17 protein-coding genes, 1 pseudogene and 1 riboswitch are annotated in these 26,478 nt (G+C 37.6%); of the genes and pseudogenes, 14 read left to right on the top strand and 4 right to left on the bottom strand.

The features are described 5' to 3' along the window. Position 1 precedes the first annotated feature (1 nt). The 5 genes from VB713_RS07150 (at position 2) to lepB (ending at position 5,019) form a co-directional block, all read left to right on the top strand. Positions 2 to 502 (top strand): LysM domain-containing protein, encoded by a 501-nt coding sequence (locus VB713_RS07150; RefSeq protein ID WP_323310875.1) that lies wholly within the window; start codon positions 2 to 4, stop codon positions 500 to 502. Beyond that, entirely contained in the window at positions 499 to 2,925 is a 2,427-nt protein-coding gene (locus VB713_RS07145) for a peptidase M, neutral zinc metallopeptidase site (RefSeq protein ID WP_323310874.1), read from the top strand. The genes VB713_RS07150 and VB713_RS07145 overlap by 4 nt, the downstream gene beginning before the upstream one ends. Positions 2,926 to 2,991: 66 nt before the next feature. Then, complete coding sequence (locus tag VB713_RS07140) at positions 2,992 to 3,648, top strand: molecular chaperone DnaJ (protein WP_323310873.1); 657 nt, start codon at positions 2,992 to 2,994, stop codon at positions 3,646 to 3,648. Next, on the top strand, positions 3,641 to 4,213 hold the full coding sequence (locus tag VB713_RS07135; protein WP_323310872.1) for a nucleotide exchange factor GrpE: 573 nt from the start codon (positions 3,641 to 3,643) through the stop codon (positions 4,211 to 4,213). The genes VB713_RS07140 and VB713_RS07135 overlap by 8 nt, the downstream gene beginning before the upstream one ends. Positions 4,214 to 4,446: 233 nt before the next feature. Continuing rightward, on the top strand, positions 4,447 to 5,019 hold the full coding sequence (gene lepB / locus VB713_RS07130) for a signal peptidase I (RefSeq protein ID WP_323310871.1): 573 nt from the start codon (positions 4,447 to 4,449) through the stop codon (positions 5,017 to 5,019). A 209-nt stretch (positions 5,020 to 5,228) separates the two neighbouring features. Here the strand turns inward: lepB and VB713_RS07125 are convergent, their stop codons facing one another. Then, the gene (locus VB713_RS07125; RefSeq protein WP_323310870.1) at positions 5,229 to 5,762 is read right to left on the bottom strand and encodes a ComEA family DNA-binding protein; all 534 of its coding nucleotides are present in this window, start codon (positions 5,760 to 5,762) and stop codon (positions 5,229 to 5,231) included. Between the two features lie 14 nt (positions 5,763 to 5,776). Continuing rightward, entirely contained in the window at positions 5,777 to 6,151 is a 375-nt protein-coding gene (locus VB713_RS07120) for an NINE protein (protein ID WP_323310869.1), read from the bottom strand. Between the two features lie 288 nt (positions 6,152 to 6,439). Here VB713_RS07120 and VB713_RS07115 point away from each other — a divergent pair, with 288 nt between their 5' ends. The 4 genes from VB713_RS07115 to VB713_RS07100 all read left to right on the top strand — a co-directional run bounded on the left by VB713_RS07115 (position 6,440) and on the right by VB713_RS07100 (position 15,944). Next, positions 6,440 to 7,399 carry a J domain-containing protein gene (locus VB713_RS07115; protein WP_323310901.1) on the top strand — a complete coding sequence of 320 codons (960 nt, stop codon included), beginning with the start codon at positions 6,440 to 6,442 and terminating at the stop codon, positions 7,397 to 7,399. Between the two features lie 48 nt (positions 7,400 to 7,447). Beyond that, a complete protein-coding gene (locus VB713_RS07110) occupies positions 7,448 to 10,003 on the top strand; it encodes a CHAT domain-containing protein (RefSeq protein WP_323310868.1) in 2,556 nt (851 codons plus the stop codon). A gap of 138 nt (positions 10,004 to 10,141) precedes the next feature. Further along, entirely contained in the window at positions 10,142 to 12,490 is a 2,349-nt protein-coding gene (locus VB713_RS07105; RefSeq protein WP_323310867.1) for a filamentous hemagglutinin N-terminal domain-containing protein, read from the top strand. Between the two features lie 148 nt (positions 12,491 to 12,638). Then, entirely contained in the window at positions 12,639 to 15,944 is a 3,306-nt protein-coding gene (locus tag VB713_RS07100; RefSeq protein WP_323310866.1) for a filamentous hemagglutinin N-terminal domain-containing protein, read from the top strand. Positions 15,945 to 15,964: 20 nt separating this feature from the next. Here VB713_RS07100 and VB713_RS07095 read toward each other — a convergent pair whose 3' ends face one another. Both VB713_RS07095 and VB713_RS07090 read right to left on the bottom strand, forming a co-directional pair. Continuing rightward, positions 15,965 to 17,737, bottom strand: a complete 1,773-nt coding sequence (locus VB713_RS07095) for a ShlB/FhaC/HecB family hemolysin secretion/activation protein (RefSeq protein WP_323310865.1) — start codon at positions 17,735 to 17,737, stop codon at positions 15,965 to 15,967. Positions 17,738 to 17,973: 236 nt separating this feature from the next. Then, a complete protein-coding gene (locus VB713_RS07090) occupies positions 17,974 to 19,479 on the bottom strand; it encodes a dolichyl-phosphate-mannose--protein mannosyltransferase (RefSeq protein ID WP_323310864.1) in 1,506 nt (501 codons plus the stop codon). Positions 19,480 to 20,156: 677 nt separating this feature from the next. Then, a riboswitch (cobalamin riboswitch) is annotated at positions 20,157 to 20,298 on the top strand. A gap of 370 nt (positions 20,299 to 20,668) precedes the next feature. Here VB713_RS07090 and VB713_RS07085 point away from each other — a divergent pair. The 5 genes and pseudogenes from VB713_RS07085 to VB713_RS07065 form a co-directional block, all read left to right on the top strand. After that, positions 20,669 to 21,079 (top strand): DUF1636 family protein, encoded by a 411-nt coding sequence (locus VB713_RS07085; protein ID WP_323310863.1) that lies wholly within the window; start codon positions 20,669 to 20,671, stop codon positions 21,077 to 21,079. Positions 21,080 to 21,328: 249 nt separating this feature from the next. Then, a complete protein-coding gene (locus tag VB713_RS07080) occupies positions 21,329 to 23,431 on the top strand; it encodes a TonB-dependent receptor (RefSeq protein WP_323310862.1) in 2,103 nt (700 codons plus the stop codon). Between the two features lie 17 nt (positions 23,432 to 23,448). Continuing rightward, positions 23,449 to 24,309: a (2Fe-2S) ferredoxin domain-containing protein gene (locus tag VB713_RS07075; protein WP_323310861.1), complete on the top strand. Its 861-nt coding sequence runs from the start codon at positions 23,449 to 23,451 to the stop codon at positions 24,307 to 24,309. 64 nt (positions 24,310 to 24,373) lie between these two features. Next, entirely contained in the window at positions 24,374 to 25,585 is a 1,212-nt protein-coding gene (locus VB713_RS07070) for an ABC transporter substrate-binding protein (RefSeq protein WP_323310860.1), read from the top strand. After that, positions 25,585 to 26,424 (top strand): annotated as a pseudogene (locus VB713_RS07065) (iron chelate uptake ABC transporter family permease subunit); the annotation flags it as partial. The gene VB713_RS07070 and the pseudogene VB713_RS07065, both read left to right, overlap by 1 nt. Positions 26,425 to 26,478: the final 54 nt, after the last annotated feature.

Below are 26,478 nucleotides of genomic sequence, written 5' to 3'. Positions count from 1 at the left end.
GATGAATACTAAAATTAATTGTCCTGTCTGTGGATATCAAGATATTGAAAGCAATATTTGCCCTAACTGTGATACTGACCTTTCCCTAATTCGCACACTCCAAGAATTACCATCGGTAGAAAAAAAATCCCTCAAAATAAAATTGAGCGGTTGGACATTAGCAGTGGCTTTGTTAATGTTAATTATAGGTATTGGTTTGGGAGTGGGAAGTAGTTTTATAATTTTGCAATCTGGTCTATATAATGCAACTATTTTAAACCCTAATCCAACGGTAGTTAATAGCAGCATATCACCGATAAATAAGCCTGTATTACAACCAAATATTATTTATACTGTCAAACCAGGAGATAACCTGAGTTTGATTGCTTTAAAATTATGTGGTCAAGGTGGTGCTTGGAAACTTATAGTTAAAGCTAATCCCGAACTAGAAAACCGGAAAAACTACTATATAGATCCGGGGGAGGAGTTGAAAATTCCTAACTGTCAGGAGAAAACTGAATGAGTATCTTTGACACCGTAAAGGAAGCAAGCCAGAAAGCTGAAAAATTGGCTCTAAACAAGCAACTGCGAGAAGCTGTAACTACTGCGGAAACAGCCCTAAATATGTGGGCAGAAGAACCCAATTTTTGGGAAGTTTTAGTTGGTAAAATATTAATTGGTAATCTTGTAGAGAGGTTGCAAAAACAATTAGTAGAGTGGCAAAATCAAGTTACAGAGGCGGATAAATTGGCTGCTAGGGCTAATTTGATTTTGATGAATGATATTGGTGATCCTTTCGTCACTCAAGGCATATCTGATGCGATCGCACTTTATCGCTTACATAGTATAATTCTGGAAGATGAGCAAGTATTGTACTCAATTCAGCAATGCCAACAGGAACTGCAAAGGCGCAAGCAATTTCAGGATTTGGTCAAACAAGCCCAGTCACAGGCAGAAAATTACTTCTTTAAAAATGCGATCGCTATTTATCAAGAAGCTGAAAAACTATACACCACTGAGTTAGTCAAACAAGCCTTTACTGATGCTTTAACCCAAGTTCCTCTCGAAGAAAGTTATAAATCTATCTTCCGCAAGGCAAAGCAAGCCGAGTCTAAAGGTGAATTACAGGAAGCGATCGTACTTTTAGATTCCGCTTTGACTAATTTCCCTCGCACTGACGGACTTGATTTACGCCAAAAACTCAAATCTACAGTCAAAGGTAGAGAACTATTTCGTCAAGGTTTAACAGCAGAAAAAGCAGGTGATTTCCCAGCAGCTAAATCTTTATATAAAAATGCTCAATCACTTTTACCAAATCCTCAAGAGTCCCAAATTCGCTTAGGTATAGTGGCAATTAAAATGCAAGATTGGGCAACTGCACTATCTTATTTACAAGGTTTATCAGGACAACAAGCGGCTTATTTGCGTGGTTTTGCACTAGCTCAACAAGCAAATTTACAGTTAGCTTATTGGGAATGGCAGAACGTATCTGCGGTATCAATAAATGAGCAAAAAACAATTATTCAGGACGTTTTTCAGTATCAATACTCATTGTCTTTACATAATATTGAAGAGTTAGTTAGGTCTAAACAATTGGAGAAAGCTAAAACAGCGAGTAGGGAATTTATTCAAAAATTTGGTGCTAACGCCTTAGTCGAAACTAATCTGAAAGAACATATCCAACCAAGTTTAGAAGCCGCAGTTTGGCAAGACTCAGATTGGAAAAATATTGCTCCTAAAATGGAAAATATCTGGATTGTTAATCCTAATATCACCACACTACATAACTGGACAGTAGCAACTTATTACCATGCCCAAAGCAATCCTGATAAACTGATTGATTTAATTATTGCTTTATCCACTGCAATAGCTAATTTAAACTCTGATTCTAGCCTCCAAAATATTCCTTGGTTAGGAAATAAAGCTGTTGATTTTAATTTTGTATCTTTAGAATTAAAACGGTGTTTAGAAGCAGCAATTGATCATATCAAAAATACCAATATTGAAAATTATTTAAATTTGCGCGATTACTTACGTTGGCAAATAGTTACTCTCAGATTTATGGGAGAACCTGCCAATTCAGGAATGCAGATTAATGAAGTATTTATCACACCTGGCTGTTATCAAAAATTTAGTTCCCAATGGCAGAGTACTATAGTATATAAAATACATTCTAGTCAAAAAATTCTCCATTCCCTTTATACTCATTGGGGATTAGCTGTGGCTGCTTGTTTAGAAGGAGATAGGGAAAGAGCAATTCAACTTAAACCTGTTAGTAACCATACTATTGAAGTTGAAGAATTTGCTCACAATTTCGTTGCTTATCATGAAGGTTGTTATCATCTACAACAACACAAATGGCAACAAGCAATTACTCCTTGGCAACAAGCAAAAGCAGAAATTAAAAATAATCAAGATTGGCAACAAGAAATAGATCGACTGTGTAATTCCCAGCGTCAGATTATATCAGAGTTTCAAGAACATTTAGAATTTGCTGAATTTTGGTATGATATTGTAGATACTCAATCTGCTATTAGTTACTTGGCTGAGTATCAAGCAGAAGAAATTAGACAACAACTTATTAATAAACAAATTTCTTCAAAACAAGCTCTGACAAAACTCCAGAAACTTAAAAATATTGATGGCAATAATCCTGTTGTCAATGACATCATAGAAAACGTTGAATTTGACCAGGAAATAGAAGAAATTAATCGCTTATTTAAAACTCGACAGCATGAGGAAATGGTTAAAAAAGCTAGAAATTCAAAACGTGATAGAGTTCGTTATATTGTCGCTGAATTCTTTATAGATTTATTAATTAAAGGTGTAGAAGACGGTAGTTTAAATGACCCAGAAGTAGTGCTACAATTAGGGCGTTGGGCTTACGAAATTTGTCCAAATGAACCTGCATTTCAAGAAGTTTATCGGGGACTGAAATTTTGTTAAAGATTTTGTAAAAATTCAGGAGTCAGGACTACCATACAGCTTTATTTATACCCTTCTAATTAAATTATGGAAAATAACCCCTACGATATTTTAGGTGTATCTCAAGCCGCATCGAAAGCAGAAATTGCTAAAGCCGTAGCAATAGCCATGAAGCGCAAACTATATCCAGTAGATGTGATTGCTAAGGCGCAAAAGAGCTTGATGAAGTCAGAAGAAAGAATTATTGCTGACTATTTGCGTCCGATATTGCCGACTATTAAGCGATTTAAGTATACTGATTTGACAGTTTTGACTAAACCTGCGCCTACTCTAGTATTATTATCGGAATTTGACGGCTTAGATGATGCGATCGCAATGTCCGCCATTCGCGGAGCGTCTCGTAGAGAAGACATCCCACAAGCTACCCGCCAAAACAATATCAAAAGACAACCTTTACCGATTCCCTTATCACAACTATTTACAGAAGGAGTGGCAGCTTGTAAAGAGGGACGTTACCCCAAAGCGACAAAATACTTGGAAGACTACCGCCAAGGCTGTAAAAAACATAATAGCCAAGAATATCTACAAGCTACAATGTGGCTAATTAAAGCCTATCAAATGGGTGGACAATTACAAAGAGCGATCGCTCTTGCTGAGTCGTTGAGTAATCATACTCACCCCCAAGTCAATACTTGGGCTAACAAAATTTTAGCAATATTATCTAAAGAGATAACCCGTGTCTGACTTAAATCCTACCTATTTTATCAGCCAAGAATTGCGTGATTTGCTCATGCTTCAAATTGGTGAAATCAAAAAAGAAAACGTTACTTTACAGCAATCACTACGAGAACAACAAACTCAAACCGCAGCCCAAACTGAAGATTTTTTTTTAGAACTTTTAGAAGTTGCTGATGCATTAGAAGCTTTATTAACCTATCTAGAAAATAATCCCAATCCTAGTCCAGAATTTATAGAACGCTTACCCCGTTCTGTAGCCGCAGTTAATCGGAAATTTCTGAGTGTATTAGGAAAACGTCAACTCATACCTATAGAATTACAAGTAGGTACAGAACCGGATTTTAACCTATGTCGCGTCATTGATCGAGAAGAAAGAACTGATGTTCCAGACCAAACAATTACTAAAATAGTCCGTCGTGGCTTTTGTTGGGGTGAAAAAATTCTTCGTCCCACAGAAGTAATTACCGCTAAAGTAGAATCAAATTTAAATGGTAATATAGATGAAACTTTGGAGAAGGAGCCAGAAGTCAGCACTTCGACAAGCTCAGTGACCAGTCAGGAGTCAGAATAAATTAATAAATGGGGGATTCATACTTGCTAGTAATTAAAGACTATTTGGTGGCAGCCTTAAACCTGATTATACATCCGAAATTAGGAGATAATTAATTCTGTATTCTTTTTGATAAAATCCGTAATTACTAGATTATTTGTATGGGTTCGCACAGAAGCAAAATTACTAATAATCCTACCTTTAAAGTCACAATCGTCAAGATAGTTCCAAATTTAAACTAGCTGCAAAATTCTATGAATCCCCCTGAAAATAATATTAAAGAAACTTCCGCACCTTCAAAAACATGGCGTGCTTGGCAGGAAAATTTTACTTTAGTAGCGATCGCACTAACCTTAGCACTTCTGATTAGGACATTTATCGCCGAACCCCGGTTAATTCCTTCAGAATCAATGTACCCCACCTTACAAACAGGCGATCGCTTAGTAGTCGAAAAAGTATCCTATCGGTTTCATCTTCCCAAAACTGGTGATATCGTCGTTTTTAAATCACCTCCAGAACTGCAACGTCGGGGATATGAAGCCAACCAAGCCTTCATTAAACGGGTAATTGGGATGCCAGGAGAGGTGATTAGTGTAGCCAAAGGAAAAGTTTACCTCAACGGTGAACCCCTACAAGAAAAATACATCGCAGAACCACCAAATCAGCCCTTCCCACCCGTCACAGTTCCAGAAAATGAATTTTTTGTCATGGGAGACAACCGAAACGATAGTAATGACTCTCGCTACTGGGGCTTTTTACCTCAAAAAAATCTTATCGGTCGTGCAACTTTCCGCTTCTGGCCTTTCAACCGCATTGGGTTAATTTAGCTATTAGGGACTGGTAATAGAGGAATGAAGAGGAATCTATCTTTCTCCTTCCTAATCCCTACCTCCTGCCTCCTGCCTCCTACCTCCTACTCCCTACCTCCTGACTCCTACCTCCTGACTCCTGCCTCCTGACTCCTGCCTCCTGACTCCTGACTCCTGATTCCTGACTCCTGCCTCCTGACTCCTGCCTCCTGCCTCCTGCCTCCTACCTAAAACCGCAGATAATACATTAACTGAGCGATCGCATCCCCAGATAATTCTAGTCGTTGCTGAAAATCAACCAGATTACGGTAAGGCCCCGCAGTGAGGCGATTTTGTAGCACCGCTTGGGCTAAAGATAAATCTATAAAAGGAATTTTTGCCAGACTCTCTGCCGTTGCTGTATTTGGGTTAACCAAATAAGTCGGCTGATCTATAGATTCATCGTCATAATAACTAAAATTTAGCAATGGTTTTAGTGGCTGCACCCGTTGTACTGGAACACACAAAGCTGCTGCAATATCTTCAATACAATAGAACCTCACACCAGAACGAGAGAGTTCGACTAGCGATCGCCCTTGATGAATAGACAACCCCGGTAAACGTAGCCAATCATCAACCGTTGCTTGATTAGCATCAATACGCATTCCCAACTGTGCAGCCATCTCAATTTCTTCCCCAGACTGTAAACGATAGTAGGGATCATTCAGCAGCTTAACGCGGAGTTTTTGCAATTTCAGATTTAGAGGTAGCCAGTTATTCATTATTATTGCTTGCGTCAAGAAATCTGGTCTAGCATCTGGCGACGTTTTTGCTCAAATTCATACTCAGAAATTAAACCATCTTGGCGGAGAGCATCTAACTCACGTACCGCATTCGCTATTGATTCTACTTGATTACTTGTCTGTTGTGAAACCTTGGCTGTTGACTTACCTAAATTAAAATTTCGGTCAAAAGCTTCTTCATCTTGAGCTAAATACCAAACTCCCTCAATAGCACTAGCTACCTTAGGAATTGGTGTCCAAGACAACAAAACATACAGAATCCCCCAGAATGGTTGTCCCAGGTAAAATTTATGTAATCCTGAGATTGTCAGTGTACCAGAAAAGGCTAAAATAGCAGCAATGCTACGGTTTTTATGTTTAATTAACATTATCGTTATCAATCTCCAAATTCTATAATTTCTAAGATAAGACAGCCATATTCGCAAACCTCATTCATAAATTCAGTTTGGTCTAGTTGAGATGCAAAATATATATCTAAATCTATTGTAGGCATTAATTGTGATCTCTATCAGCTATCCCTGACGTACTAGGCACATTAAAAATACCTAACTACAGATAGAATAATTAAACGCTTTGTAGTAATTCACCCAATTAACAAAAATTCTGCATTTAGCTTTGATGATACCTTAAAGCTCTTATTTGCAAATATTAAAATGATGTCACAGCACTCCCTACCACCAGAAGTACTTGAATTACTGATTGACCCCTATGCCGTATTGGGAGTTTCTGTGAATGCCGATGAGCGTCAGATTCTTAAGCGCTACCATGCTTTGGCGAAACAGCTACATCCTGATAACTACATCAATAGAGATGAGAAAGACCGCGAATTAGCCACAATAGTATTTACGAGATTAATTAACCCAGCTTATCAGCAATTAAAGCAGGTAAAAACAAGGTTTAAAATAATAGGGGAATTGCGATTAAAAGCCGTATCGTTGGATCAGCAAACGATTTTAGAACTTCAAGCTGCCATCAATTTGCAAATCATGCCACTATCTTTACAAGAGACTAATATTGTTTATGAACAAGCGATAGCTTCTTGTGCAGAAAACCAATATAAATCACTGCAAAAAGTATATCAAGTAACTAAACATATCCTGCAACTGAATTTAGTTTACTTATCATTGCATAAAAAAAATTATTTCCAAGCGCCACCATTACCAACAATAGCAACATCCACCGCGTCCGTCTCTATTGTCCCTCGACCACGCATTCCAAAAGTCGAACTAACATTATCTAAAGATAAAGAAAAAGATTCTAAACCTGCACACATAAATTACGCTCAACGTCATTATGAACGAGCCGTTGAATATGGACAACAGGCAAAATGGGCATTAGCTGTACAAGAACTGCGTGACGCTATTAAACTAGAGCCAAATAATAGTGATCATTATGCTTTATTAGGTGTAATACACTTCCAACAGAACTTCCCAGGCATGGCTAAAGTTTATATACGTCAATCCTTAAAACTAAACCCAAAGCAACCACTAGCTTTGAAATACGCTGGAATACTCAAAATTAAAAATGCTGAAGAAGAGACTAGCCCTAAATCAATCGGAAAAGCTTTGAGTCTTGCCGCTTTATTAAGTCGATTTATATCCGGTGATCATTCTTGACACTCTCAGGGCTAAAGCCGCTGCGTTTCCCACTTACCGCGAGGTTTTATGATTATCAATAAGGTAATATTTAAATATTTTTGTTTAGGAATATTAGTCACATCGCTGACTATATTACAAGTAAATAAAAGTGTTTCTTTCCAACTACCTGTAGTCACTGCTGTTACTACAGAAACTACTTCATTAGTAGAAGCTGGAAAGCAACGCTATCTATTGGAACAGTTTACAGAAGCGATCGCACTTTGGCAACAAGCCACAGAGATATTTGCTAAAAAAGGTGATACCCTCAACCAAGCAATTGTACTCAGTAACCTAGCCTTAGCATACCAACATTTAGGTAAGTTACAACCAGCAAACGAGGCTATATCTCAAAGTATCAATTTGCTCAGTAGGGGCGGTGTCTCCCCGTCTTCCCAGTCCTTCTCCCTCTTAGCACAAGCATTAAATATCCAAGGAAATCTGCAACTATCTCAAGGAGAAGCAGAAACGGCACTTATCACCTGGAAAAAAACCGCTGATATGTATAAAAAAGCTGGAGATCAAACAGGAGTCAACCGCAGCTTACTGAATCAAACTCAAGCTTTGCGATCATTGGGATTATACCCCCGTGCGAGGAAAACTTTAGAGCAAGTAACCCAAAACCTGCAAGCACAACCAGATACTATGTTAAAAGCATCTAGTTTGCTGAACTTGGGTGATACTCTGCGAGTGATGGGTAATTTAGAAAAATCATATGAAATTTTACAACAAAGTTTAGCCATATCTCAAAAATTAAATTCCCAAACTGACATCGCTGTAACATTACTCAGTTTAGGCAACACGGCGTTTTCTCAACAAAGTGAAGTAGCTACCAATTATTATCAACAAGCAATATCTGCATCCACTTCACCTACTATAAAACTCCAAGCCCAACTCAATCAATTACGTCTTTACGTCAATACCAAAAAATGGTTAGAAGCTAAAGCTTTAATCCCGGAAATTCAGCCTCAAATAGAGAACTTAGTCCCCAGCCGCACCAGCATATATGCACAGGTAAATTTTGCCCAGAGTTTACAAAAAATTGCTCAAAAACAACTTGCTGCCAAAACTCTCGCCACCGCTATCCAACAAGCTCAAAGTATTAGCGATACAAGGGCAGAATCTTACGCTTTGGGTTACTTGGGTGGAATGTATGAACAAAATCAACAATGGTCGGAAGCGCAAAAACTCACTGAACAAGCCTTAATTCTTGCCCAAACAGGTAATGCTGCCGAAATCAGCTATCTTTGGCAATGGCAACTAGGAAGAATTTTTCAAGCTATTGGCAACTCAGAAAAAGCTATTGGTGCATACGACACAGCGGTTAAAACCCTAGCTTACATTCGTAAAGATTTAGTGGCCGGGAATAGCAATCTTCAGTTTTCTTTTCAGGAGAGTATAGAACCTATTTATCGAGAGTTAGTGAGTTTATTACTGCAACCCACAAAAACAAAAAATACCAAAGATATCAGTCAGTTAAATTTGACCAAAGCCCGTGATTTGATGGAATCGTTGAAAGTAGCAGAATTAGATAATTATTTTCGGGAAGATTGTCTCACAAGTCAGATTACCAAAGTTGATCAAATAGATTCGCAAGCTGCAATTATATATCCGATTATTTTGAGCGATCGCTTGGAGATGATTATCTCCGTTACAAATCAACCTCTACGTCACTATACTACGACTATTCCCCAGCCAGAACTAGAGAAAATTTTACTAGAAATGCGATCGTCCCTCAGACCCAACTTAGGAAATCAACAACGTCTAGCGATCGCTCAAAAAGTTTACAATTTAATCATCCGCCCCATAGAAGCAGATTTAGCTGCCAGCGACATCAAAACCCTAGTATTTGTCCTCGATGGCGTAATGAAAAACCTGCCAATGGCAGCACTTCACGACGGAAAGCAATATCTAGTAGAAAAATACAGCCTAGCGCAAACACCAGGTTTACAACTACTTTCTCCCCAACCCCTACAACAAAAACCCCTCAAAATACTAGTTGGTGCCATCAGCGAAGCCAGACAAGGTTTTTCCTCATTACCTGGAGTAGGTGTAGAAATTGAAGGTATCATTTCTGAAATTCCTACTCAAGTCCTATTTAATCAAACATTCACCAGCACAGATATCCAAAATCTCATCCGTGCAACACCATTTCCCATAGTACATTTAGCTACTCACGGTCAATTTAGTTCCAATGCTCAAGACACCTTTATTCTCACCTGGGACAATCGTCTTGACGTTAAAGAATTAGGCGAATTACTCCAAACTAGAGAACAAGATACTAGTAATCCCATTGAGTTATTAGTTCTGAGCGCCTGTCAAACTGCCCAAGGAGATAACCGCGCCCCACTAGGAATAGCAGGTGTAGCTGTTCGTTCTGGCGCACGTAGCACTCTAGCAACACTATGGTCTGTAGATGATGAATCTGCCGCTGAATTTATGGTGGAATTTTACCGTCAATTAGCCAAATCTAAAGTAACAAAAGCTGAAGCTATCCGTCTTGCTCAATTAAAACTACTAAAACAACCTAAATACAGTAATCCCTTCTACTGGGCCCCATTTGTGCTACTAGGAAATTGGCTTTAATGCAAATCATAGAAACGCACTGTAAAAATTAACCATAGTAAGTAATAACGGAATTATGTATCAACTTACCCTCGTAAATCGGAGAAGGTATTGGTATTGTAATTCGGAACATTCTTGCCAGAGTCATGGGTAACTGCTATGTTGTACAGCTTTTATTTGAGCCTCTACCTTTTTGCATTACTCACATCTGTTTTCATTACCAAAAAAGCTACAGCCCAAATAGTTCCTGACAATACTCTGCCAGTTAACTCTCAAGTACAACCAGGTTGCACGGTTTGTGAAATTAACGGTGGTACAGTTAGAGGTGTCAATCTATATCACAGTTTCCAAAAATTTTCCGTACCCACAAATGGACAAGCTTTATTTAATAACAGTCCAACAATTCAAAACATCCTCACACGAGTTACAGGTAGCAGCATCTCCAATATTGATGGACTAATTCGTGCCAATGGTAACGCTAACCTATTTATAATCAACCCCAACGGCATTATCTTTGGTAACAATGCCAGTTTAAACATTGGTGGTTCATTTGTAGCGAGTACAGCGAACAGCCTCAAATTTGCAGATGGTACGCAATTTAGTACCCAAACCGTTGAAAATACATCCCTATTAACTATCACTACTCCTCTCGGCTTGCAATATGGCAGCAATCCCGGAAAAATTCAAGTCCAGGCAACAAATAGACTACAAGTACAACCAAATCAAACCTTAGCTTTAATAGGTGGTGATATCACCTTAACAGGAACAACATTAGGAACCTCTGGAGGAAGGATAGAATTAGGTAGTGTTGCTGAAGAAGGTTTAGTTAACCTCACTGCCATTAACCAAGGATTTTTCTTCGGTTATGATGGCATAAAAAATTTTGGAGACATTCTACTTGCAGATAGTACTATTGATACCAATAGCATAACTGGCGGTGAAATTCGGGTACAAACAGGTAATCTGCGAATGATTGAAGGTTCACGGATGACATCTTTAAACTCGGGTTCAGTTCCAGGTGGGGCTATAACCATTAACGCCACTGATACTGTAGAAGTAATTGGTACTGGTAACTTTGAAAAAGTTTTTGCAGAAATTATTAATCCCAAAAATCTGCGTGATAATCGCAATGGTTTTTTTGCCGTCAGTCTGGGGACTGGAAGTGGTGGCAATTTGGAAATGAATACAGGTCAATTAATCCTCAAAAATGCAGCATTTATACTTGTTAATACTGCGGGTCAAGGTAACAGTGGAAATATTAATATTAACGCCTCTAATTCAGTGCAAGTAGTTAATTCCTTATTGGGAACAGGAAATGATTTTTATAGTACAGGAGATGCAGGTAATGTGAATATTAATACCAAGAATTTGATTCTCCAGGATAGAGCATTAGTAGGAGCGCCTAGTCTTGGTAATGGTAGAGGTGGGAATGTTACCATCAACGCTACAGAATCAATAGACATGACTGGTGGTAAACCTTTTTCAGATTCAGAACTAATTATTACTGGTCGCAGTATTAACACTAGGATCAGCTCTGAAACTTTTAGTGCTTTTGATCCAGATAATTTGAAGGTAAATACTTCTGATACACAACTAAGCGGCTCAGATGCTAGATATATGTCGCGTGCAACAGGAGCAGCAGGAAATATAAAAGTTAGCACCAATACCTTAAAAATTCGTGATGGGGCTACGATTACTGTAGAGGGTCGAGGAACAGAAAATGCAGGTAATATCATCGTCAATGCTCGCTTTATCCTCTTGGATAACTCGGCCACCATCACTGCAAATACCCGTGGTGAAAACACTGAACTCCATCCAGAGCAAGCAAGTATTAATTTAAGCACTCAAGGCTTAATAATGCGTCGTGGCAGCAGCATTACCACTAATGCAACTGGTAACAATGTTAATGGTGGCAATATCATTATTGATACTGATGTTTTAGCTGCATCAGAAAACAGTGATATTAGTGCTAATTCAACTGATTTTCGGGGTGGTAAGGTAACAATCAATGCTCAAGGTATCTTTGGGACAAAATCTCGTCCACAAGCCACTCCAGAAAGTGATATTACTGCGACTGGAGCAAATCCTGAGTTGAGTGGTAAAGTCCAAATTAACGAGTTAGCTGTTGATCCCAGTCAAGGCTTAGTCACTCTCTCAACAAACCTAATTGATACTGATAATGAGGTTGATCAAGAATGTACTGCTGATAGCAAATTTACAAGTCGAGATAATAAATTTACTATCGTTGGCCGTGGTGGATTACCATCTAGTCCTGATGATTTATTCACGGGGACGACAGCATTAGTTGATTTGGCAGAATTAGTGCCTAGTCAGAAAAGTAATCAGGATATTCAATCTGAAATTGCTACTAGCAGTTTACCAACAAAGATTGTGGAGGCTCAAGCATTGGTTGTTGATGACAAAGGTAACATTCACTTGGTTGCTCAAGTAGCAAATGTTTTACCTCATACTCCTATTTCACCTCAAGTTTCTTGTTCTACACATTAATTAATGTAGAATCCTGATTGTGTCAGACATCGCTTTAACTCAGTATATTTTCAAAACCACATATAAATCTTATAATAAAATTTACACCTGAATTAAGCAATTACCAGTATCTGGTCTAGCAGAATTCAGTATAAAACATAATTAGACTATGCTTGAAGATCAAATTAACCCTTACAAATACAGCCAGATTACCAAGAAATACAATATTTTAACTTTCAGTCTTTACCTGTTAGCATTTCTCACTTCTACTTTAATCTCTAAAAAAGTTACTGCCCAAATAGTCCCTGACAATACCCTGCCAACTAACTCTCAAGTACAATCAGGATGCACAGTTTGTGAAATTAAGGGTGGTACAGTTAACGGTGTCAATCTATATCACAGCTTCCAAGAATTTTCCATACCCACAAATGGACAAGCTTTATTTAATAACAGCTTGGGAATTGAGAATATCCTCACTAGGGTGACAGGTAACTCCATCTCCAATATTGATGGACTAATTCGTACAAATGGTAGAGCTAACCTATTTTTAATCAACCCCAATGGCATTATCTTTGGTAACAATGCTAGTTTAAACATTGGTGGTTCATTCACAGCTACTACCAGCAACAGTTTAAAATTTTTCGATGGTAGTGAATTTAGTGCTACCAATCCCCAAGCACCACCATTATTAACAGTTAATATTACTCCTGGTTTGCAATATGCTGAAAGTCAAACAGGTGCAAAAATTACAAATTTCGGTAATCTCTCAGTCGGGCAAGATTTTAACTTCGTTGCAGATCAACTAGACTTGCAAGGAACGTTAACAGCTGTCAATGACTTCATACTCCAAGCAACCGCAAACCTGCAAATACAGGATAGTACTATCACTACTGCTGGCGGAAACTTCGATATTGATGCTGGACAACTAAATCTGATTAATACCACTATTAACACTAACCCTAATAACAGCGGTGGAGAAATAGCTGTCAAAGTTAGCGACTCTGCAAACTTGACAAATTCCACAATCTCTACAAACCAACAAGGTAGTATTACTGTCAGTGCCAATACATTAACCCTTGATCACCAAGCTAAAATCACAACTAATACAGCATCGGGAACTAGTGGCGATATTCAGCTACTAAACTTAAAATCTTTACAAATCAGCAACAGTGAAATCTCTGCAAACGCAGTAGATGGACTAGCCGGAAATATAATTATTAATGCCAGTGATTCTATCAACCTTGATAGCGGTAGCCGGATCGCATCTGAAGCAAGTCAGGGTGATGCTGGCTTCGTCGAAATCAACACCGGACAATTTACTATGATTAATGGGGCAGAGATTAGCGTCAGTAGTTCAGATGATGCAGGCTATTTGCGACTTACAGCTAATACCGTCACTCTTGATAAACAAGCAAAAATAGTAGCTAATACAGCATCTGGTATTGGTGGCGAGATTGAGGTGTTAGGCTTAAAATCTTTGCAATTAAGCAATAATAGTGTAATTACAGCTTCCACAATTAATAGTGAAGCTGGAGATATAACTATTAATGCCAGTGATTTTATCAACCTTGATAGTGGTAGCCTGATCGCATCTGAAGCGATTGATCAGGGTGATGCTGGTTTCGTAGAAATTAATACTGGACAATTCACTATGAGTAATGGGACAGAGATTAGCGTCAGTAGTCCCAATGATGCAGGTTATTTGCGACTTACAGCTAATACAGTCACTCTTGATCAGCAAGCTAAAATTAAAGCCAATACAAGCTCTGGTACTGGTGGTGAAATTGAATTACTAGGCTTAAAATCCTTGCAGTTAAGTAATAACAGTTCTATCTTATCTGTCACAATTGATGGTGAGGCTGGAGATATAACTATTCATACTAGTGATTTTATTAATCTCGATCATGGTAGTCTGATTTCCTCTGGAGCTATTAACCAAGGTAAAGCAGGTTTTGTAGATATCACTACCGGACAATTTACTATGAGCAATGGAGCAAATATAAATGTCAATAGTAAAGATAATACTGCTGGCTATTTGCGTCTTGAAGCTAATACCGTCATTCTTGATCAGCAAGCTAAAATAGAAGCGAACACATTCTCTAGTAATGGTGGTGAGATTGAATTGCTAGGCTTAGAATCTTTGCAGTTAAGTAATAACAGTTATATCTCAGCTGCCACAAATAATGGTCAGGCAGGAGATGTAACTATTAATGCTAGTGATTTTATCAGTCTCGATAATGATAGCCTGATTTCATCTGAATCTATTGGTAATGGTAATGCCGGTTTTATAGATATCACTACCGGAGAATTGAATATCAATAATAGCTCACGAGTATCTGTTAGCAGTCAAAATAATACAGGTGGATACACACGCATTACAGCTAATAAGGTAATTCTTGACAACCAAGCCCAAATTAGTGGGGAAACTTTTTCTGGTATTGGTGGAGATATCGAATTATTGGAATTAAAATCTTTACAGTTAAGTAATAACAGTGCAATTACAGCTTCTACAGCCAATGGTGAAGCAGGGAATATAACTGTTTATGCCAGTGATTTGATTAAGCTCGATAGTGGTAGTCGGATCGCATCTGAAGCTACTGGTAAAGGTGATGCAGGCTTTGTAGATATCACTACTGGGCAGTTTACCATCTCCAATCAGGCGATCGCAACAGTGAGTAGTCCTTTAGGAGAAGCTGGGTATTTAACAATCACCGCAAATAACCTGTTTCTCGATCAAGGTCTATTAACAGCAGAAACAGGGTTGGGAGAAACTGGAGAGAACGCTACTATTAATTTGTTTGTGCAAGATTTATTACTGATGAGGAACAATAGCCGCATTTCTGCACAAGCCTTTAATAATGCTCAAGGTGGCAATATTTATATTGATGCTCAAAATGGGTTTGTTGTCGCGTTACCGTTTGAGGATAGTGATATTAATGCTAATGCTGAACAAGGTAATGGAGGCCAAATAGAAATCACTACACAGGGAATTTTTGGGACAGAGTATCGTTTACAAGGTACAGCAAAAAGCGATATTACTGCCAGTTCCCAATTTGGTCTGAATGGTGATGTCAGTATTAATGTATTGAGTATTGACCCTTCTCAGGGATTATTATCTTTGCCTACGAGTCTTATTGATGTCTCCAATCAGATTGTTCAAGGGTGTGCTGCGGGTAGTAAATTAGTTAGTAGTAAAAATAAATTTACTGTAGCTGGTAGAGGTGGTATCCCATCTAGTCCTCATGATTTATTGACAGGGACAACAGCTTTAGTTGAGTTGGTTGATTTAGTACCTAGTCAGAACAATCAGGAAAATAGTAAATCTGTTGGTGTTAGTAGCAGTCCCACAACGAAGATTGTGGAAGCACAAGGATGGGTAATTGATAGCAAAGGTGAAGTTCACTTAGTTGCTCAGGTAGCAAAAGCTCTCCCTCATAGTCCTGTTTTACCCACTGCTTCTTGTTCTGTACCTTAGGGCAACTTGCAGAAACTTATTCAAAAAGGACTATATCGTAAAGAAAAATACAGTCCATTTTCTTGCCATGTTCTTGGTTGTGAATCAACTGATATTAAGGGAATCCCCCAATCTAAACGAGCGGTAAGATTGTTCTGTGTCCATTGCCAACCTATTCCCGCCGCAGCTAGGGTGTTAGGTGTGGGATTGTCTGTACCGGAATTATTCCAGCCGACACCAAAATCTACAAAGGGGATAACCTGTAACATCCCATTCATTTTTGGTAGGCGAAAAATGGGAATGAGGACTTCAGCAGAAACGAAAGCACCATTATCTGTGAGTAAGTAATCTTGACGGTAGCCGCGCACGTTATCTTGACCACCTAATCCAAACTGTTCTAAAGGCAGTAACGCTCTTGAGGCTAATTGTGTATTTGCACGGAGTAAAAATAAGGTGTCAGGAGCTAAAAGCCTTGCCCATTGAGCTTGTCCCTGCCAAGAAAAAAAGCGTCCATCGGGAGCAGATGTATTAATTGTAGGATTTAAGAAATCAATTCCTAAATTAAATTGCGATCGCACTGCAATTACTTGATAGTTGTTGCGAGTAGTCCATTCTTGAAAAAAGCTCAACGCAGATAACCTTGTACGTCCTTCTTCATCTGCGCCCACCGAGGGGAAAGGAATGCGATCTCCGGGGAGATAAGAAGCTTCACTTTCTCGTCGGGAACCTGTCAAACCAAGAGTAAGTTCCTGTGTGGGACTTTGAACAATGGGTTGACGAAATGTGAGTTCGTAGGAACGGGAATTAGACTGAATATCGAGAATATTGAAAGGCTTTTCAATCACATTACTGCCTGTATTACTGAAGCTAAAAGCTATGGTTCCATTCCGAGAATTAACAGGTAATGTATAGGTGGCATCAAGAGAATTACTACCATCTGTATTGCTGTAAGTCAGGCTCAGAGAGTCTCCCAAGCCCAGTACATTTCCCTCGAATACATTTAAGCGGCGACGAAAACTACCAACACTAGGCGATCGCCCATTATCTAAGGTAATTTGGGAATGGAACGTTTTCGCCTCGTTAATTTTAACTTGCAGTATATTAGTGCCAGTACGAGAGCCAGCAGACAGTTCCGCAGACAGGTTTTCAATCAAAGGATTAAGTTGCAACAATCGCAGCGCCTCCAGTAAACGCTCCCTATTTACAGGTGCTTTTGTAGCTATTGCCAAACGACTACGTATATAATTGGAATTGAGTCGCCCCGTACCAACTATTTCTATGTCTTCTAATTTACCTTCAATTACCTGAATTTTAATCACACCAGATTGGATGCTTTGTGGCGGAATATACGCACCCGAAGTTATATAACCATTCTTAATATACAAATCAGTAATTTGAGAACGAGCCTGAAACAACTCAGCCAGAGAAATTGGTCGTTTAGTAAATTCAGCCGTGACTTGAGCTAATTTTTCGGCACTAAATACTGTACTACCAATCACTTCAAACCGTTCAACAACAATAGTTGTAGGTAAATTATCAGGAACAGGCTCAGGTTGTGGGGAAGTTTGCTCAGTCGGCGGAAATAGTTCTGCTGGTGGAGGTAGTGTTTGTGGTATTTTCGGTGTCGGAAATGGGGAAGGTAAAGATGGCTGTAAATCTTGAGGGAGTGGGATTTGTTGGGATAAGAAGATGTCGCTATTTGATATTTGTCCAGTTCCTATAGTCTGCGCTTTCAGTGGTCGGGACATTACACTATCAAGGGATACAAGTATAATTAACAGGCAGTAATAAAACGCATTTCTTGTGTAGTGCATACTATAATATTTTGCTCTCCATCAAAGAAAATAATACTTCTCACGAAGATAATTTTAAAGATTATAGTGATAAATTTATTACAAAGATTATTTTATGATTAATAATTAGCCAGAGGCTACGAGTAGCTTACTTCCCCAGAAGTGTAAGCTCAATGCAAGCATCGCACCAAATTTAAACACTTTTAAAATTTACTGTAAACTTTATCTAGTACATTACGGCGGAAATAAATAGTGACTCAAATCCAAGTTCTAAACCACATCCGCAGACGATAATCTTCCACAGAAAGAGGTAAACCCAAATAAATAGGCATCCAAAACACAAAAGCAGCTATGATAGTGAAGGTGATAGTAAGACCGAGTATACGCAGTTTTCGACGATAACTACGAAGACATTGATCAACAAACCAAGCGATCGCTATAAATGTAAAAACCACTGCACACATATAATGGTAAATAAACACACACCGATTGACCTTCACCCAAGGTAAGAAATTAGCTGCATAGTTAATAACTAAATATAACCCAATCCAAGTATCAACACTCAGATTTTTAGGAATAAAGACACGTTTTCTCTGTATCCCTGGTAAAAACATCTGTACAAACAGCATTCCCATTAAAAATATAATTGCCGCAAGACCAAACCACCAGAGAAACGGATTACCTATTGCATGGACATCATAAATTACTTTCCCAGTACCAGCAGGTAAGGGAGGCCCAAATACAGGTATGGGATCTTTAAAACTTTGAGTTGTTTGATAATAATAAGCCATTGGTCGAGTTAATAATGGCCATTTGTACCAAGCAGCACAATAAGGATGAACACTAGAATTGTTACCACCTAAATGTAGATGAAATTTCAGAATTTCCTGATGAACTTCTATAAATCCATATCTGGTATCTAATTGCAAGTGAGGAATCCAAATCAGACTATAAACTGCTGCGGGAATCATTCCCAGACAGGATATCATCTGCAAAATATTTACCTGAATTAGGTTTTGTAATGGTGTTTGAATAGTAATTTCATTGCTATTAATTTGAGAATTTTTAGAAGTGCTTAAAGGACGCAAATAAGAAAATATAGGAACATGGCATGATGGTGAAAAAGATTGCAACCAGTTAATTATCCAAGCTGCTATCCACATTCCATAAGCACCTAAAAGAAACCAGAGACCATTCCATTTTGTAGCGATAGAAGCACCAAATCCAACACCAGCTAACGCCAACCACAACCAACGTTGTTTATTTTGCTTTTCTAAAGCTAATAATAAAAACCATTGCCCAATTAAACCAAAAATAACTATATATATATTGCTCAAAGCATAGCGAGATTCTACTAAAAATAAGCCGTCACAAGCTGTAAAAAAACCTGCTAATAAAGCAAAGCCACGCCGATAAGATAATTGATAAGTTAATAAAACAACTACTAAAGGAATAAATGAACCAGTCAAAGCATTTATCCACCGATAACTCCAAGGAGATAATAAAGAACCTGTCAAACCATTTACAGTATTTTGCCAAAAAGGAATATGATTCCCAATCCAAATTCCAAAGCCAATTAGATATTGACTTAACGGTGGATGAGCATTAAAAAATGGCGTTCGTGTAAGATAGTTATTACCAAATTGAGCAAAATAAATTTCATCAAATACAAGGGTATTAAATCGCTCCAAACCCCAAAAGCGTAATATAAATGATAGGATGAATATCACTATCATGCCAGTCCGAAACAATTTTTTAGTCATTGATTATTGAGCAAAGGGATATATAAAAATATTTCTATTATAGCGGTATGCACTTCAATGAGATACATCATATTCCCCTCATCTCTGGCTGTAAACCATCCCTGTAGGCGGGTTTTCCACCGTAGGCGATTGGTGTAAACTGCGCTTACCGCGTAGCTTGCCGGAGGCATCATCCAAAGGAGGAGGGGGTTGGGTTCTTGTCTCTCACTCAACCGATAACGGCTATAAATAAGACTGCATCCAGTGAGAAATATCAACTTTATCGGCTTGAAAAATAGATATACACTTAAATAAGTAAATTTGCCGGAATCGGTAGTACAAATCCTTTCAAAAATGAGTTTATTAGTGGGTTTAAATTAAGTGAAAGTGAAAAACAGGATTTACTGGCATTTTTGCAAAGTCTGACTGATGAAGAGTTTATTAAAAACCTAGATTTTAGTAATCCCTACGAAGATAAACTAACAGAATAATTATCAATATAGTATTTCCTAGTACAAAATTATCCGCGTTTATCTGCGTCCATCTGCGTCCATCTGCGTTGAATTAGTACTGCTTGTACCTCACTTGAATGGCAATTCCTATATATAACAGCAATCTGCTGTAATTGCAGTTAAATTCAACAAAACCTAAATAAAATTATCCTGCCACTCCCATTGACAACCAACGAAAATTATTGTATGTTTATTTTCAATGTCGGTTTTAATGGAAAACCCATTAAACGCAAGGGGGAAAGTTTGGTGTAAATCCAACGCTGTCCCGCAGCTGTGATGAGGCTTATGTCTCTGAGTCAGAATGCCCGCCGAGAGTGAAACCAACCATATCCATCTGCGTGGTACAGATGAATAAATCCATGAATATTTCCATCAAAATTAATCATTTTGGCTTCAGAGATTCTCTACAGATTGTGTATTACTCTGAGACTATTAACAGTAGATTTAATTTTTTACAACTTTTTATCCAAGAAAACGGGAAGCGTATATAACTGACGCTTACTGCTATCTTCAATAGATTTCTTCAAATAGACATAGCAGTTTTCAATTGAATCAAATATATCAATTGACATCAGCCCTTTTTTATAAAAGCAATGATTTCAAACATTATTTGTTTGTAGGAGAGGTTGCTGCTGTAGTCCGGCTTTAAAAATTATCATGTCTGCGTTTCTAACTGATTCTTACACATTTTTCAATCAATGCTGAATCAAAAACATACTCTATTTGTCTGCACGACTTGTGGTGGTAAGTGGCAAGATGGTAAACGGGTTGGTGAAAGTAAAGGAGAACAACTACTACAACAGCTTCAACAACTTGCACAAGATAGAGAAATGCAGGATAAATTCTGCATTCAGGGGGTTGAATGTATGAGTGCTTGCAGTCATTCCTGCGTCGTTGCTTTTACCGCAGAAGGAAAATCAACCTATCTCTTTGGTGATTTACCCGTAGATTGTAGTACATCTGCAATACTAGAATGTGCAAGTCTATACTATGCTAAAGCGGATGGTTTATTACCTTGGTCAGAACGCCCAGAACCTTTGAAAAAAGGTATTTTAGCGAAAATTCCTGCACTAAATAAGTGGGCAAATTTAAACGCCAATTGCTGTTAATTGTTCACCAGATATCAGTATCAAAAGTATTTTGCTGTTGGTGACTAGTTGAATTGATGCCAAGCCGCTATTGCAATTTTTACCATTTGTGTGATAATGATTATAATTCTCACATCAATGCGGCTTCTTTCTTTACTGTCGCAGTCTTTTTTTAGCGTGTAATTGAGTAAATTACCGTGCTGGTTAATGAAAAAGACTGCAACTGTTACCTTGGTCAAATTTTTAGTTATACAGGTGTTTAGGTAAAAAATGTCTACTAATTTAGTTGCGAAACTGGGAATTCAAATTATTGCGTCTAGTGTGACTTTGGGAATATGGGGTGAGAATTACAAAGTTATAGGAGTAGAAATTCCCCAACACGAAGGTTCTGCAAAAGATTTACAACCAGTCGCAGAGAAAATTACTCAAAATACACCAGCAGATACTGAAGAAAAAGAAGCTGATATTGAAATAAATGTCATTCAGAAGCTATTAAATGAACCTGTTTTTTCACCCTTTCGTCAGGAAGGAACAGTCAAAGATTCTACCCGGACAATTTATGTAATTACGGGTGAAGAAATGGAAGCACAAGGTGCGAGAACTGTAAGAGAAGCACTTAAATTTCTGCCTGGTATATTAGGTGATGGTACTGTAGGAACAGAAGTTAATGCTTTAAGTGGTCAATTTATTCGTGGTTCTAATACTGGTCAAGTATTAATATTACTTGATGGTAGACCAATTAATAATGTCGGTAGTGGTGGTTTTGATCTTTCCGAATTTACAACAAACAATATTCAAAGAGTTGAAGTATTACCAGGAGGAGGTTCAACTCTTTATGGTTCTGATGCAATTGGGGGAGTAATTAATATTATCACCCGTCGTCCTACAGAGAAAATTACCACAGAGGCAAAAGTCAATTTTGGTGCTTACGGACTTAACCAACAAAGTATTCAAAATAGCGGCAAAAAAGGTGATATTTCTTGGGTTGTAGGTTACAACCGTACCCAAGCTGAAAATAATTATCCTTTTTCTATTCCTGAAGCTAATTTTTCGGGAACTCGAAAAAATAATGATGCACTTTATAACAATTTTAATCTCAAATTAGAAGCAGATTTAGGCAAACGAAATACTCTCAGTTTCTCGACTTTATACTTAAATAAAGAACAAGGAACACCAGGAGGAGTGCCAATTCCTTTTCCTGTCAATGGACAAGGTTTTTTTAATTCACTTACAGATAAAAATCGCAAATACACAGATCAAGTTTTAACTGATTTAACTTGGAATTCAAAATTAGGAAGTGGAGATGATTCTTTATTAATAGCAAGAGTTTATGGTGATTTTTTGAATACTCGTTTTGATCCTAGTGGTTCAAGTCGCTTTGAAACTAACCAAACTTCCTACGGAATTCAAACCACACACAGTTGGAATTTTGCTCAGAATCAAAGTTTAGTTTATGGCTTTGACTATCGCACTGTCAATGTTCGGAATACTTCCTTTAGCTATTCTACTAATATAGAAACATTGAACTATGACAATGATATTAATCAAGGAGCATTATTTGCCAAATACGAAGTAGCATTAATCCCTAATTTGACTGTTAATTTAGGTTTACGTCAAGATTTTAGCAGCTTGGTAAATGGTTCTGTTACATCTCCATCTGTAGGGACAAAATTTGCTGTTTCTGACTCAACTATTTTAAGAGCAAATTACATTCAAAATTTCCGAGTTCCCACCATTGCTAACTTATTTAATGTCAACCCTAGCAATATTGGCAACCCAGAACTTAAACCAGAAAAAGGTGATAGTTTTGATATTGGCATTGACCAAAAACTTGGTAATATTGGTTTACTAAGATTAACCTTTTTCAAAAATAGTGTATCAGATACAATTGCCTTTAAGCGACTGACACCACCAGTAAATGGTAATACAGGAACTTGGGAAAATATCGGACTGGTGGAAACTACAGGAATTGAGGCTACTTTGAATTTGCAACTTGCCAAAAACATTTATACTTTTGTTAATTACACGGCAAATGATCCGCGTATTTTGAAAAGTTCTAATGCGGCGGAAATTGACAAAGAATTACGCTTTGCTGGTTCAGATAAATTAAATTTGGGAGTTTCTTATGAAAATCCTCAAGGTTTGTATTTGGGTTTATTAATGAATTCCTTAAATGGATATCCTACTAATAATACAAATACAGAATTTTTATCTGGTTATACCACTTTTGATTTTAAACTGCGTGTACCTTTAAGTGATAAACTGGTAGTTACAGGTAGTTTGGAAAATCTCTTTAATCAGCGTTATCAGTTGTTTCCTGGTTTTCCTGACGGAGGTAGAGGTTTTCAAGTTGGTTTGAGTGCTACGTTTTAATATTAGGAAGGTGTTTTATGGCTGATTTTAATTGTTGGGTAACACCAGTAAATGAAAAAACAATTGAAGCGACGGGGAATGATTGGCAAATTGAATATGAGTTTTTTGATTGTCAAGGTGATGTCCTTGCTTGTTTAGCTTATACTTTATTTCAAGAAAACTGGTATCAAGTTGGTTTGGGACATTTGGAACAAGGTAGTGTTTTAGAGTTGGAGTTTCACGAAGCACCTAAAAAATGCGTTCTCTATGATGGATATTTAACTGTTATTACTAGAGATTGGCATTTTCATTTATGTATTGAGGAAACTCTAGGTGGTCCCAATGCTGAAACTTCTATCGAAGTAAGACAGCAACGTTTGATTAGTAAGGGTGCATTTTATCGCCGGATAAATCCCGAAGGTGAACCGAGAAGTTGGGGTGTTCAATTTTGGAATGGTGCTGGTGAAAAGGCTATGACGATATTTTTACCTAATCCCTATGTAGAGGATGAAAATTTGCGTCCTGAAGGGAAGGGAGATTTTACTAAGTTAGCTTTTTATCAGGAACTTAGAGATATTTATGTATTAGGTAGAAAGCCAATTCCTTTGACTAAAAATCCTCTCAAATGTGCCTATATTGCAGTTTGTACTTCTGGACGTTGTTATCCTTCCCGAAAATGGCAACCTACTTTTGATGCGTTAAAAGCTGCTGTTGAAAAAGCGGAATTAGATTTGGAAGTGAGAACAAGTGGTTGTTTACAAGTTTGTAAGTTAGGGCCTGTTGTTTATCATTCTACTGATAGAACTTGGTACAGTCGTGTTAAGCCGGAAGTTGCGGAAAGAATTGTACAGGAACATTTGGTAGAGGGCAATAAGGTTGTTGAATATGTGTATCCTTAGTTGGTGTTGGGGTAGGGTTATTTTTTCACGCAGAGGCGCAGAGGCGCAAAGAGAAATATGGAAGATGGTTTTTGGGAAGTATAAGGTTATTATCTTTTTATTTCAGTTGTTTTTAGTTGCTATTTTGGTTGTTTCTTGTCAAGGTTCTCAGAATAGTCTGGTTGTTAGTTATCCTAATAATGGTTGTGTTCAAAGTTATGATCCTGATGTTGATTATTTTCCCAACAAGGTGAGGGTTACTCATGCTATAGGTTTTGCAGTTGAATATTATAAAAACTACAAAGTCGTGACGATTAAAAATCCTTGGAAAGATGCTAAAACAGGTTTTAAATATGTTTTGGTTCAATGCGGTACACCGACACCATCAGGGTTTGAGAAATCACAAGTATTTACTACACCTGTAAATTCTGTGATTTCTCTTTCTACAACTCATTTACCACATTTTTCTAAGTTAAATGTTGTTGATAAGTTAATCGGTGTTAGTGATATTAAACAAGTAACTACACCAGATTTTATTGACAGAATCAAGGCTGGTAAGGTGGTATCTGTGGGGAGTAATTCTACTGTAAATGTGGAGAAAGTTTTAGAACTTAATCCTGAGTTAGTTACCACTTTTGGGACTGGAAATCAACAAACTGATAGTTTTCCTAAGTTGTTGGAAGCTGGTTTAAAAGTGGCAATAAATGCTGAATATATGGAAGATACACCATTGGGAAGAAGTGAATGGTTAAAATTTACTGCTCTATTTTTTAATAAGGAGGAAGAGGCGGAAAAAATATTTGCTGCAATTGCTAAAAAATATGAAGATATTGCTGTTAAAGCTAAAGCTGTTAAAAATCCTCCGACTGTGTTTGTAGGCTTCAATTTTAAGGGAACTTGGTATACACCAGGTGGTAATAGTTATGTAGCTAAATATCTCGCTGACGCAGGTGCAAATTATCTCTGGAGTGAGGATAAATCTTCTGGTAGTTTACCTATATCTTTTGAAGCTGTTTTTGAACGGGCTGCTAATGCTGATTATTGGTTGAATCTTAGACAGTCTTGGAAAACTTTCAAAGATGTCGTTGTCGAAGATAATCGCTATGGTGATTTTAAAGCTTTTAAAAAAGGTAATCTATATAATAATAATGCTCGCGTTAATATTAATGGTGGTAATGATTATTGGCAAAGTGGCATTAGTAGTCCAGATGTAGTTTTATCTGATTTAATAAAAATATTTCATCCAGAAATTTTAGAAGGTCATCAATTATTTTATTATCGGAAACTTAGTCAATAATGTTAACTGCAAAATCTAAACTTTCAAATTATTTATTACACCAAAAACCTGCAACTCGAATCAAGGCTCTAATTTTTTCAGTTTTACTAATAAGTTTAATTTTGGCATTTTTACTAGATTTAGCTTTAGGTGCAGTGGAGATTCCTCTTAATCAAGTAATCACAATTTTACTCGGACAAGAAGCAGAAAAAACAACATGGACGAGTATTATTTTCAAGTTTCGTTTACCTAAAGCCTTAACTGCAATTTTAGCAGGTGCGGCTTTAGGTGTGAGTGGGTTGCAAATGCAAACTTTATTTAAAAATCCTTTAGCGGGGCCATTTGTATTAGGAATTAGTTCGGGTGCAAGTTTAGGAGTTGCGTTAGTTCTACTGACAGCAAGTGTGACTGCACCAACATTATTAAATGATTTGGGAGTAATTGGTGATTTTAGTTTAGTTATAGCTGCAAGTTTTGGTGCAGCATTAGTTTTAGGGTTGATGTTAGTTGTTTCTCGTCGTGTACAAGACACAATGACACTGTTAATTTTAGGTTTATTATTTGGATATGCGACAAGTGCAATGGTAAGTATTTTGTTGCAATTTAGTTCAAAAGAACGGATTCAAAGTTATATAATGTGGACTTTTGGCAGTTTTACTGGGGTAACTTGGCAACAATTAGCTATCTTAACTCCGGTTATCTGTTTAGGTTTATTAATTGCAGTGCTGCAATCAAAATCTCTGAATGCACTTTTATTAGGTGAATCCTATGCACGCAGTTTAGGGTTGACAGTGCAGAAAACTAGATTTTCTGTGATTAGCAGTGCTTCAATATTAGCAGGTGCAATTACTGCTTTTTGCTTAACGGGTGACAAGGGGGTTGAAGATGAGATGTGGCAATAATTTGAGAAAATA

Source organism: Anabaena cylindrica UHCC 0172 (assembly GCF_034931625.1).
GTDB lineage: Bacteria > Cyanobacteriota > Cyanobacteriia > Cyanobacteriales > Nostocaceae > Anabaena > Anabaena cylindrica_A.
This window is presented reverse-complemented; position numbering and strand designations above follow the sequence as displayed.